Annotated in this window: 5 protein-coding genes; all 5 read left to right on the plus strand. The window is 50.0% G+C overall.

What is annotated here, in order from left to right:
- The first annotated feature begins 23 nt into the window (after positions 1–23).
- Positions 24–4,763, plus strand: coding sequence for an amino acid adenylation domain-containing protein (locus QUA07_RS04380; protein ID WP_333322897.1), 4,740 nt, complete (start codon positions 24–26; stop codon positions 4,761–4,763).
- Between the two features lies 1 nt (position 4,764).
- Complete coding sequence (locus QUA07_RS04385; protein WP_333322898.1) at positions 4,765–8,055, plus strand: amino acid adenylation domain-containing protein; 3,291 nt, start codon at positions 4,765–4,767, stop codon at positions 8,053–8,055.
- An 83-nt stretch (positions 8,056–8,138) separates the two neighbouring features.
- Positions 8,139–9,827, plus strand: coding sequence for a pyridoxal-dependent aspartate 1-decarboxylase PanP (gene panP / locus QUA07_RS04390; protein WP_333322900.1), 1,689 nt, complete (start codon positions 8,139–8,141; stop codon positions 9,825–9,827).
- The gene (locus QUA07_RS04395; RefSeq protein ID WP_333322901.1) at positions 9,817–11,358 is read left to right on the plus strand and encodes a condensation domain-containing protein; all 1,542 of its coding nucleotides are present in this window, start codon (positions 9,817–9,819) and stop codon (positions 11,356–11,358) included. The genes panP and QUA07_RS04395 overlap by 11 nt, the downstream gene beginning before the upstream one ends.
- 296 nt (positions 11,359–11,654) lie before the next feature.
- The gene (locus tag QUA07_RS04400) at positions 11,655–12,704 is read left to right on the plus strand and encodes a TauD/TfdA family dioxygenase (RefSeq protein ID WP_333322903.1); all 1,050 of its coding nucleotides are present in this window, start codon (positions 11,655–11,657) and stop codon (positions 12,702–12,704) included.
- Positions 12,705–12,720 lie beyond the last annotated feature (16 nt).

Here is a 12,720-nt window from a genome sequence, read left to right on the forward strand (position 1 = left end):
TAGTCAAAATTAATCAGGGTCAAATGAGCTATTTGAAACTATCTGCAAAAAAACGCGCATTGCTGGAAGTGATGCTACGAGAAAAGGGGGTAGAATCCTCAAGCGATCGCAGAATTCCTAGAAGGAAAGAAGGCGACTCGCTCCCCTTGTCTTTCGCCCAGCAACGGCTGTGGTTTTTCGACCAGTTCGAGGCAGGAAAATCTTTCTACAATCTCCCAGGCGCTATCCGGCTCAAAGGCAAATTAAATGTCGCCGTGTTGCAGCAAACTTTCAACGAAATTGTCAACCGGCACGAAGCTTTGCGATCGACTTTTACTGAGGTTCAGGGACAGCCAATTCAAGTCATTGCTCCTCCTGGAACTCCCCTGCGACTGCCAGTAATAGACCTGCGAGAACTGCCCCAGAGCGATCGAGAGGCAGCCGTAAATCAGCTATCTGCAAAGGAAGCGCAACAGCCCTTTGACTTAGAGCGAGGCCCCTTGCTGCAGACATCTTTGCTACAGCTTAGCGAAGAAGAATACGTCCTGCTGCTGACGATGCACCACATCGTTTCAGATGGCTGGTCGATAGGAGTGCTGGCGCGGGAACTGGCGGCAATTTACGAAGCCTTATCCGCCGGAAACCAACCGCAGCTTCCAGAGCTTCCCGTGCAGTATGCCGACTTTGCGATCTGGCAGCGCAACTGGCTCTGCGGCGAAGTGCTGCAAACTCAGCTTGCGTACTGGAAGCAACAGTTGGAGGGAGCGCCTCCCTTGCTGGAACTGCCTGCCGATCGACCCCGCCCTCCTATTCAAACCTCCGAAGGCGCAACCCAGTCGGTATTGCTGTCTGAGGATCTGACAGCCGCCCTCAAAAACCTCAGCCAGCGGGAGGACGTTACCCTGTTTATGACGCTGCTGGCGGCATTTAAAGCGCTGCTTTACCGCTATACAGGGCGGACAGACTTGGTAGTCGGCTCGCCGATCGCCAACCGCAACCGCGCGGAAATAGAAGGGCTTATTGGCGTATTCGTCAATACGCTGGTGTTGCGGACTGACGTTTCCGGCGATCCTACTTTTCGAGAATTGCTTCAACGCTTGCGCGAGGTGACTTTGGGAGCCTACGCGCACCAAGACTTGCCATTTGAGAAACTGGTTGAGGAACTGCAACCCGAGCGCAGTCTGAGTTATAACCCGGTATTTCAGGTTATGTTCCAGTTGCGGAATAACCCCATGCCGCCCTTGGATCTGCCCGGATTGACTTTAAGTATGCTCGAGGTCGAAACGAATACGACGCAGTGTGATTTGAGCTTGGATTTAGAAGAAGTGGGGGAAAGGCTGCAAGCCTCAGTGCAATACAGCACGGATTTGTTCGATCACGCCACCATTACCCGGATGCTCGGACACCTGCAAACCTTGTTGGAAGGTATCGCCACTAATCCAGAGCAGCACCTCTCCAGCTTGCCCCTGCTGACTGCTGCCGAAAAGCAGCAACTGCTGCAGTGGAATAACACCAATACGGGTTATTTGCCCAACCAGTGCCCGCAGGATCTGTTTGAAAAACAGGTGGAGCAAACCCCCGACGCCCCGGCGGCAGTCTTTGACAACCAGCAGCTAACCTACCAACAGCTCAACGCCAAGGCCAACCAAATCGCGCATTACTTGCAAAAGCTGGGAGCAAGTCCAGAGGTGCTGGTGGGCGTTTGCGCCGATCGCTCTCTAGAGGCGATCGCGGCTTTTCTGGGCGTCCTCAAAGCAGGTGCAGCCTACCTGCCCCTAGACCCCGCTTACCCGCCGAAGCGCTTGGCTTATATGCTCGAAGACGCCGCGGCACCACTGCTGCTGACGCAACAACACCTGTTAAACAAGCTCCCCCCGCACTCCTGCAAAGTCGTTTGTTTGGACGCAGACTGGGAGCAAGTTGCCCTGGAGAGCGAAGAAAACCCCTCTAACACAGCCACGCCTGAAAACCTCGCTTACGTTACCTACACCTCGGGTTCTACTGGACGCTCTAAAGGGGTGGCAGTCAATCGCAGCAGTCTGGTAAATGCCTATTTAGGCTGGGAAACCGCTTATAGACTTCGCTCTGGGGTAACATCTCACCTGCAGATGGCCAGCTTCTCCTTCGACGTTTTTAGCGGCGACTTGATGCGATCGCTGTGTTCTGGCGGCAAACTGGTGCTGTGCGATCGCCAGAAGCTGCTCGCGCCGCAGGAACTCTACGAACTGATGCTGCAGCAAAAGATCGACTTTGCCGAATTCGTTCCCGCCGTCTTGAGGAACCTGATCCAGTACCTAGAAGAGAGCGGACAGCGGCTCGACTTTATGAAAATCCTCGTCTGCGGCTCAGACAGTTGGTATGGCTCGGAATATGAAAAATTCCGGCAATTTTGCGGCAGAGAAACTCGGTTGATTAACTCCTTTGGCATCACTGAAGCCACGATCGACAGTTGCTATTTTGAAAGCGCGGCGGGAAATTTAGCGGGCGAGCAGTTAGTCCCCATCGGACGGCCCTTTCCCAACACCCAGCTTTACATCTTAGACGCTGCCTTGGGGCCCGTGCCGATCGGCGTTCCCGGAGAACTGCACGTCGGCGGTGCAGGCTTGGCGCGGGGCTATCTCAACCGCCCCGAATTAACCGCTGAGAAATTCATTGCCAACCCCTTCTGCGAAGAAATTTCTTCTTTCGGGCCTTCAAATCGCCTTTACAAAACTGGGGATTTAGCTCGCTACTTGCCAGACGGCAATATCGAGCTAATTGGTCGCATTGACAATCAGGTGAAAATTCGCGGCTTCCGCATCGAGCTCGCAGAGATTGAGGCGGCACTCTCCCAGCATCCGGCAGTGCGGGAAAGCGCGGTTTTGGTGTGGGAAAAGGCGAATGCTCGCAAGCGTCTCGTCGCTTACGTCGTCCCCGACGCCCGAGAGCAAAATTCTTCACTCTCTTCTAGCGAGCTGCGCCAGTTCCTGCAAGAACGCTTGCCAGAGTATATGGTGCCGTCTGCCTTCGTCTTGCTGGAGAAACTGCCTCTAACGCCTAACGGCAAGCTCGATCGGGCTGCGCTCCCAGCGCCAGACTTGACGCGATCCGACTTGGAAGAGACTTTCGCGGCTCCTGGCAGCAGCCTCGAGCAGCAGCTAGCCAGTATTTGGATGGAGGTTCTCGGAATCGAGCGAGTGGGCATACACGACAACTTTTTCGAGTTGGGCGGAGATTCGATTCTCAGCATTCAGATTGTCGCCAAAGCCAATCGAGCGGGGATTCAACTGACTCCCAAACTGCTATTCCAGCACCAGACGATCGCGTTTCTGGCAGCCGCTGCTGGCACTGTCGAGGCTGTGCGAGCCGAGCAAAAACCGGTGACGGGCGCGGTGCCGCTGACTCCCGTGCAGCAGTGGTTCTTTGAAGAAAATTTTGCCTTTCGGCATCACTGGAATCAAGCCGTGATGTTAGAAGTGCGGCAACCCCTCGAAGCAGTGCTGCTGGAGCGAGCGTTCGCGCAACTTCTGACGCACCACGACGCCCTGCGCCTGCGCTTTGCCCCCGGCGAATCTGGCTGGCAGCAGTTCAATGCGGAACCGGGGGGAGCCGTGCCGTTTGAAAAATTAGATTTATCTAATGTGTTGACAAATGAGCAAAATTGTGCTATTTTGTCTAAAGCCGATGCACTACAGGCAAGCTTAAACCTGTCAGAAGGACCGATCGGGCGCGCTGTTCTGTTCGATCTGGGGGCGCAGCAACCTTCGCGCCTGCTAATAGTTATCCACCACTTAGCTGTCGATGGCGTATCGTGGCGAATTTTGCTCGAAGACTTGCAGAATGCCTGCGAACAGTTGAGCAGGGGTCTTGCAATCTCGCTGCCGCCGAAGACGACATCTTTCAAACATTGGGCACAGCGGCTGGTTGAATATGCTCAGTCAGAAGCATTGCACCAAGAATTCGATTACTGGCTGGCACACCTGCAAAAGCCGATTTCTCCCCTGCCAGTAGATTTCGCTGGGGGAAGCAATGCGGTAGCGCAGTCGCGCATCGTGTCGGTGGCGATCGCTGCTGAAGACACTAACGTCTTGCTGCACGAAGTTCCCAAAGTCTACCGAACTCAAATTAACGACGTTCTGCTGGCAGCACTGGCGTGGGCGTTTGCCCAGTGGACCCGAGAGCCATCGCTGCTGGTTGATTTAGACGGGCACGGGCGGGAAGATATCTTCCCAGATGCAGACGTTTCGCGGACTGTGGGTTGGTTTACTTCCGTGTTTCCGGTACTGCTGTCGATCGGCGAAGCTTCCACTCCCGCAGATGGCTTAAAGGCTGTGAAAGAACAGTTGCGCGCCATCCCAAATCGCGGTATGGGTTACGGGTTACTGCGATATCTCGGCGGCGAAATTTCCCAGAAACTGATCTCCCTCCCTGCAGCAGAGGTGAGTTTCAATTACTTCGGACAGTTCGACCAAGTTCTCCCTGAATCATCTTTATTTGCCCTGTCTGGGGAATCCGTCGGGCAGCCTTTCAGTCCCGAAGGAAACCGCAGCTATTTGATAGAAATTAACGGATTTGTTGCGGGCGGGCAGTTGCGAATGGATTGGACTTACAGCGAGGAAATTCACCGACGTTCTACGGTGGAGAATTTAGCGCAAAAATTTGCCGAAGCCCTGCGAGCGATCGCCCTGGCTTCCCAGGAACCCGAAGCATTCGGCTGCACTCCCTCTGACTTTGCAGAATTCAAGTGGAGTCAGTGGACGCAAAACGACCTAGAAGACATTCTTTCAGCAATTGGAAAAGTTTGAAATGGGCAAAGCAAACGTTGAAGATTTTTACCCCCTCTCGCCCATGCAGCAGGGGATGCTCTTTCACACCCTCTACTCTCCCAACTCCGGAGTTTATTTCGAGCAATTAACTTGCACGCTTCGCAAACTGGCGAACGCGCAGGCATTCAAGCAGGCGTGGCAGCACGTGACCGATCGACATCCCATCTTGCGTACTTCCTTTGTCTGGGAAGGCCTCAAAGAACCCGTTCAAGTCGTCTACCGACAAGCCCAACTGCCTTGGGAGGAGTGCGACTGGCAAGGACTCGCGCCCGCAGCACAGCAACAGCAGCTAGAAACCTTTCTCAAAAGCGATCGCGAGCGGGGTTTCGATATGCGGCAACCGCCGTTGATGCGGATGACTCTGATCAAACTGGCACAAGATACTTATTATTTCATCTGGAGCCACCACCACCTGCTGCTAGATGGCTGGTCTAACCCCGCCATCCTCACAGAAGTCTTTGATTTTTACCAAGCCGAACTCAACGGCGAGCAATTATCCTTGCCGCGCCCGCGCCCCTATCGCGACTACATTGTTTGGATACAGCAGCAGAATTTGTCTGAGGCTGAGTCGTTTTGGCGGCAGCGCCTCCAAGGCTTTACCGCACCCACGCCGATGCCAATTGAGCGGGATTTTGGGTCCGCGGCGGGAGAAGAAAGCGATCGGGAACAGCAAATCCTGCTGTCTGTAGCGACAACAGCAGCACTGCGATCGTTAGCTCGGCAGCAGCAATTGACGCTAAATACTCTAGTACAAGGAGCCTGGGGGCTGCTTCTGAGCCACTACAGTGGCGAGGAAGACGTTATTTTTGGAACGGTTGTCTCCGGTCGTCCACCAGACTTGGCGGGAGTAGAATCGATGGTGGGGATGTTCGTCAACACCCAGCCCGCGCGCGTCAAGATTCGCCAAAAAGACTCGCTGCTGTCTTGGCTCAAGCAGTTGCAGGATCGACAAATAGAGGCGCGGCAGTACGAATACAGCCCCTTGGTAGAGGTGCAGCGGTGGAGCGAAGTGTCGCGCGGGCTGCCTTTGTTTGACTCGCTGGTAGTTTTTGAGAACTATCCCTTAGAGTCTTCTTTGCAGAAGCGGGTTAAAAACCTGGAAATAGAAAGCGTTCTTTCTTTTGAAAAGACGAACTATGCCCTAACGCTGACGGTGGTGCCGGGTGAGGAGTTGGCGCTCAAAATTGGTTACAACAGCAACCGCTTTGAGGACAGTGCGATCGCGCGGATGCTCGGACACCTGCAAACTTTACTAGAGGGAATGACTGCCAATCCTGAGCGGAAACTGTCAGAATTGCCCCTATTGAGCGCCGCCGAACGCCAGCAATTACTTGTCCAGTGGAACGACACCCAAGCGGATTACCCCAAAAATTCCTCAATTCACGAATTATTTGCAGCGCAAACAGAGCGAACCCCAGATGCAGTAGCTGCAATTTGCGAAAATGAACAATTGACTTACCGCGAATTGAATGCCAAAGCCAACCAAATCGCGCATTACCTGCAATCTCTAGGTGTAAAACGCGAAGTTTTGGTGGGAATTTGCTTAGAGCGATCGCTGGAAATGCTGGTAGCCATTTTGGGCATTTTAAAAGTCGGTGCCGCTTACGTTCCTGTCGATCCTGCTTATCCCCAAGAACGCCGATCCTTCATGCTGGCGGACGCAAAAGTTCCGATGCTTTTGACTCAAAAAAACCTCCTAGAAACCCTCCCCGAACACAGCGCAAAAGTCGTCTGTATCGACGCCGAATGGGAGGAAATTTCCCGCCAGAGCGATCGCAACCCCGCTGTTAAAGTGCCAGCCGAAAACCTCGCTTACGTCCTGTACACTTCCGGCTCCACAGGCACTCCCAAAGGCGTACTCGGCACCCACCGAGGCACAGTCAATCGCTGTTTTTGGAATCCCTACCCTTTTATCGAAGCAGATATTTGCTGTCAAAAAACGTCCTTAAATTTTGTCGATTCGGTTTGGGAAATCTTTGCTCCTTTGCTGCATGGGTTGCCCACTGTGATTATTCCCGATCGAGCCGTCAAAGATATTAACCAATTCCTTCAAACCTTATCAAAGCAAAATGTAACCCGACTGGTGCTGGTTCCTTCTTTGTTGCGCGCTATCTTAGATTCCTTCCCTGATTTAGACAGGCGTTTGCCTCAATTAAAATATTGGATTTGCAGCGGAGAAACTCTGCCGATGGAACTTTGCCAGCAATTTCGAGAGCAGATGCCCCAGCGGATATTAATCAATCTTTATGGCTCTTCGGAAGTAGCTGCGGACGTGACGTGGTACGATGCAACTAACTGTGTCGAGAAAGTTCCAATCGGTCGCCCGATCGCCAACACGCAAATTTATCTGCTCGATCGCAATTTGCAACCCGTTTCGATAGGAATTCCCGGCGAGATTTACGTCGGCGGGGATGGATTGGCACAGGCCTACTTAAACCGCCCCGACTTAACCTCGGAAAAATTCATTTCTAACCCGTTTGGGCAAGAAAAATTAGATTTTCTCGGTAATTCTCATCAAAAAGTTTTGTTCAAAACAGGCGATATCGGTTGTTACCTGCCGGATGGTAATATAGAATTTCTGGGCCGTGGCGATTGCCAAGTAAAAATTCGCGGTTTCCGCATCGAACTCGGAGAAATAGAGGCAGCACTTTCTCAACATTCTTCTGTGTCCACCGCTGCTGTTTTGCTTCAAGAAAATGAACCAGGCAATCAACGCCTAGTCGCTTACCTAGTTCCTGACTCAGGGTTCAGAAATCAGCACCCAGAATTTATTTCCGAACTGCGTTCATTTTTGAAGCACAAACTGCCCGATCACATGGTGCCTTCAGCTTTTGTGCTATTAGATGCGCTGCCACTAACGCCCAACGGAAAAATTGACCGCCTCGCCTTATCTCAAAGGTGCGATTACGTTTCTGATGAAACAGCCTTCACTGAGCCACAAACGCCCACAGAGGAAGAAATTGCTGAAATTTGGACTGCTCTTTTAGGGCTAGAAAAAGTAGGAACTAACCAAAACTTTTTTGATCTCGGCGGTCACTCTCTGATGGCAACACAGTTAATATCGCGAGTGCGATCGTGCTTTGGGATAGAGTTAGCGCTGTGCGATTTTTTTGCCGCTCCCACCATTCAGAATTTAGCTGAACTGGTAGAGGAAGAAATTCTGGCAAACGCCGATGCTAACCAGATAGATAAATTGCTCGATTTCTTAGAAAATAGTGATGTAGAGTCAGCACAAACTGTAATGGTGGCTGAGCAAAAATCGCGTTTGTAAAAAAGCCTAAAAAGCCCTATCCCCTTTATGCTTCGCTAGGGGATAGGAAAGAAAAAAAGCCCATTTAAAAGGAGGAATTCGGGATGACTAAAGTAACAGTAAAAGCCCAATATTTCCAACACGGAATACAGCCATTAAAAGCTTCAGCTACCCCACTTGAAGAAAAGTTAATGGAGCTATTCAGTGCCTCAGAAAATTCCTTTTTGGCAGAAGAAGCAATGGAGGAGCGAATTTCTGCCCTAGTTCAAGACTTTTTGTACGCAAAAACCGCTAGTACAGATATTGACTTAGAGTTAATTATTCAGGAGTTTAGGGAAAACAAAATTCCCGCCCTTCCTACAGATGTTGGGAATTATATCGATGATTTGACCCAAACCCTCGTTGCCCATTCCATTCATACATCTTCCCCCCGATATATCGGTCACATGACGAGCGCACTTCCCTATTTTGTGCGCCCGATCGCGAAGCTTGTAACCGCGATGAATCAAAATTTAGTCAAGATGGAAACTGCCAAAGTTTTAAGCCCCTGTGAGCGCCAGACTTTGGCAATGATGCACCGATTAATTTACGATTTTTCTGAGGATTTTTATAACCAGCACATTCAAAAAAATGAGAGCACGCTCGGTATCATGGTAACGGGCGGCACCCTAGCTAATATCACCGCCCTGTGGTGCGCTCGCAACGCTTCTTTAGGGCCAAAAAATAACTTTGGTGGCATTGAAAAAGAAGGTTTGTACGCAGCTTTAGAGTTTTACGGCTACAAGGGAATGGTGATAATCGGCTCCAATTTGATGCACTATTCTTTTGAAAAGGCTGCCGGTTTATTAGGCATTGGCGATCGCAATCTCCTAAAAATCCCCACCGATTCCAATCACCGCATGGATTTGGCAGCGCTGCGCCAAACTGTAGCCGAATGTCGCGATCGCAACCTGCACATTCTGGCAATTGTCGGTATCGCCGGCAGCACCGATTCGGGAAGTATCGATCCGCTTCCAGAAATAGCCGCGATCGCGCAATCCGCAAACGCTCACTTTCACGTCGATGCCGCTTGGGGCGGCCCCGTGCTTTTTTCCGAACGTCACCGGCACAAATTCGCAGGCATTGAACTAGCAGATTCCGTCACCATAGATGGACACAAACAAATGTATTTGCCAATGGGAATCGGTCTGGTTTTATTCCGCAATCCCCAAACTGCCAAAGTTATTGAAAAACACGCGCCCTACACGGTGCGAAAAGACTCGATCGATCTAGGCAAGCGCTCTCTCGAAGGCTCTCGACCAGGTGCGAGTTTGTTCTTGCAAGCCGCCTTGAATATCATCGGCCATCAAGGCTATGAGTTTTTGATAGATGCAGGCATCCATAAAACGCAGCACTTGGCCAATTTAATTCGGGAAAATCCAGCATTTGAATTGCTGCTAGAACCGGAAATTAATATTCTTTTATACCGCTACATTCCAGAAATATTCAGCGAAAAAGCAGCCCAAAAACAACTAACCGAAGCAGACAACCACTTCATTAATCAATTTAACGAGCGCCTTCAGGAGGCCCAGCGGCGAGCCGGTCACACCTTCGTGTCGCGAACAACCGTGCAAAACACCTGTTATGGCAAAAACATTCCCATTGTTGCTTTTCGAGTCGTCCTTGCCAACCCCCTCACCACTGAAGCAGATATCAACGTTGTTTTAAACGACCAGCTAAAAATAGCAGCAAAGCTTTCCTTAACTATCACAAACAGCGACCACTGCGAGGAGGTGAATCATCATGTCTACTAATCGTTCAGAACGACTAAAAAACCTCTCGCCCCAGAAGCGAGCGATCCTCCTCAAAGCATTGGGCAAAGAGGCAGTACAGGCTGAGCAATCTAAGCGCATTCCCAGGCGATCGCAGCAAAATTATGCTCCCCTTTCTTTTGCCCAGCAACGGCTGTGGTTTCTCGATCGATTGTCTCCCGAAAACCCTGCCTACAACCTTCCTGCTGCTGTGCGTTTGCAAGGACAATTAAATTTGTCGGCACTGCAACAAACACTCAATGAAATTGTCAGGCGTCACGAAGTTTTACGCACTGCTTTTGCAGAAGTGGACGGGGAACCTGTCCAACTGATTTCTCCTTCCTTGGATTTCGCTTTGTCGGTGGTAAACTTGCGACATTTACCAGAAACTGAGCAGCAAGCTGAAATAGAGCAGCGTACTCTTGAAGAAGCCCAACGCCCCTTTGACTTAACGCGATCGCCCTTACTGCGCGGCACTCTGCTGCAACTTAGTTCGGCAGAATATGTGTTGCTGCTGACGATACACCACATTATTTCTGATGGTTGGTCTATGGGGGTATTGGTGCGAGAAGTGGCCGCACTTTATGAAGCTTTTTCCAATAACAAACCCTCTGCCCTGCCTGAACTGGCCATACAGTATGCCGACTTCGCCAGTTGGCAGCGGCAGCATTTCCAGGGAGAGAAATTAGAAAAACAGCTCGCTTATTGGAAACAGCAATTGGGAGGCGGTTTAGCTGTGCTGTCAACAGATCGGCAGCGTTCTCCCGTGCAAACTTTCCGAGGGTCGCAGCAATCTTTTGTGATTTCTGCTTCTTTAACTGAAAGGCTGAAAACCCTCAGTCAGCAACAAGATGTCACGCTATTTATGACGTTGTTGGCAGCATTTCAATCATTGCTATCCTGCCACATAAAGCAGGATAACCTCGCTATTGGCTCTCCTATTGCCAACCGCAACCTCCTTGAATTAGAGGAACTAATTGGATTTTTTGTCAATACTTTAGTGCTACGAATTGACACCGCAGGTAATCCAACTTTCCGCGAACTACTCGGTCGAACACGCGAGGTAGCGTTAGCAGCTTACGCTCACCCGGATGTTCCTTTTGAAAAGCTTGTGGAGGAATTGCACCCGGAGCGAAATCTCAGCTATAACCCGCTGTTTCAAGTGTGGTTTGTACTCCAGAATGCGCCCATGCCACCCCTGGAGTTAGCAGGTTTGACCTTGAGCATTTTGGAATTCGATGTCGGTATGTCGAGACACGACTTAAGCCTCACTCTCTGGGAGGTTTCAGAAGGAATTCAAGGCTTGTTTGACTACAAAACAGACTTATTTGAGGCTGCGACCATTGCCCGAATGGTGAGAGGTTTTCAAATCCTCCTCAACCAGGTAGTAATCCAGCCAGATATCAGGATCGACGACTTGGCAGAAATTCTTGCCGAAGCAGAAAGGCAGCACCAAATCGAGCAGGAAAAACAAATTCATCTTTCGGGAGTTAAAAAATTAAAAATGGCTAAACGCAAAGTAATGAAAAGTTGAAAAGGATGGCTCATATCAAATCTGTTAGCATCGAATTATTCCTATCTCTCTTCTCGACATCTGCGTTAATCTGCGTCAATCCCTTGTTATCTGCGGTAAAGAAGTTCTCTTTTTTTGACCGCAGATACAGGCAGATTAACACAGATTAACGCAGATGAATTAGATAGATTCCGGTTGCACCATCTGTGATTGTTGACTGTTGACTGAATTTTACTATGCCGATGCTACCGGAATTGATCTCCATCTCTCAGGTTTTTTCGGGAAAAAGGGATAAAGAGTTCCCCAAAGCAAAAACTATGACAAATACAAAAACAAAGAATTTCACTTCCCAAAAGTTAGGAACAGTTAGGCGCAAAGCCGTCAGCCTGTCCTCAGAGGAATTAGTCAAAACCGCCTACCTCCAGCCCGAAAACCTTCTACCTCTAGTTGTTCAGCCAACAGTAGAAAAATTAAATCTTGCAGGTTGGGCACAGAACAATCGCTCATCAATTGAAACGCAGTTATGGAAGCACGGAGGAATACTTTTTCGAGGCTTTGAAGTCGGCGGGGTGAATGGTTTCGAGCAGTTTATTCAAACTATTGCTGGCGATTTGTTGGAATATTCTTTTCGCTCGACTCCGCGCAGTCAGGTGAGCGGAAATATCTACACTTCCACCGAGTATCCTGCCGAGCAATTCATCCCACTGCACAATGAAATGGCTTATTCTCGCAATTGGCCGCTGAAAATCGCTTTTTTCTGCGTTAAGAAAGCAGAAGAGGGAGGAGAAACTCCGATCGCTAACAGCCGCAAAGTGTTTGAAAACCTGGATTCAAAGATTAGAGAAAAGTTTGGCCGAAAAAAGGTTATGTATGTGCGAAATTACGGCGGTGGCGTAGATTTACCCTGGCAAAATGTCTTCAATACTGATAGCAAAATAGAGGTAGAAGAGTATTGCAAAAAAGCGGGAATTGACTTAGAATGGAAAAGTGGCGATGGCTTGAGAACTCGGCAAATATGTCAAGCGGTCGCCCAGCACCCAAAAACTCAGGAAATGGTGTGGTTTAATCAAGCTCACCTCTTCCACATTTCCAATCTCGAACCCGTCGTTCGCAAAGAGCTTTTAACTTCTTTTAAACAGGAAGATTTACCCCGCAATGCTTATTACGGCGATGGCTCGCCCATTGAAGATTTTATATTAGACGAAATTCGTCGCTGCTATCAGCAAGAAACGATTGTTTTCCCTTGGGAAGAAGGAGATGTTTTGCTGTTAGATAATATGCTAGCCGCGCACGGACGCACGCCATTTTCGGGTTCGCGTCGGGTTGTTGTCGGTATGGCAGAAGCGTTTAGCTGTCAAGATATTTAGGCTTATTAAAGGAACT

This window comes from Microcoleus sp. T3_A4 (genome assembly GCF_036700465.1).
Classification (GTDB): Bacteria; Cyanobacteriota; Cyanobacteriia; order Cyanobacteriales; family Microcoleaceae; genus Microcoleus.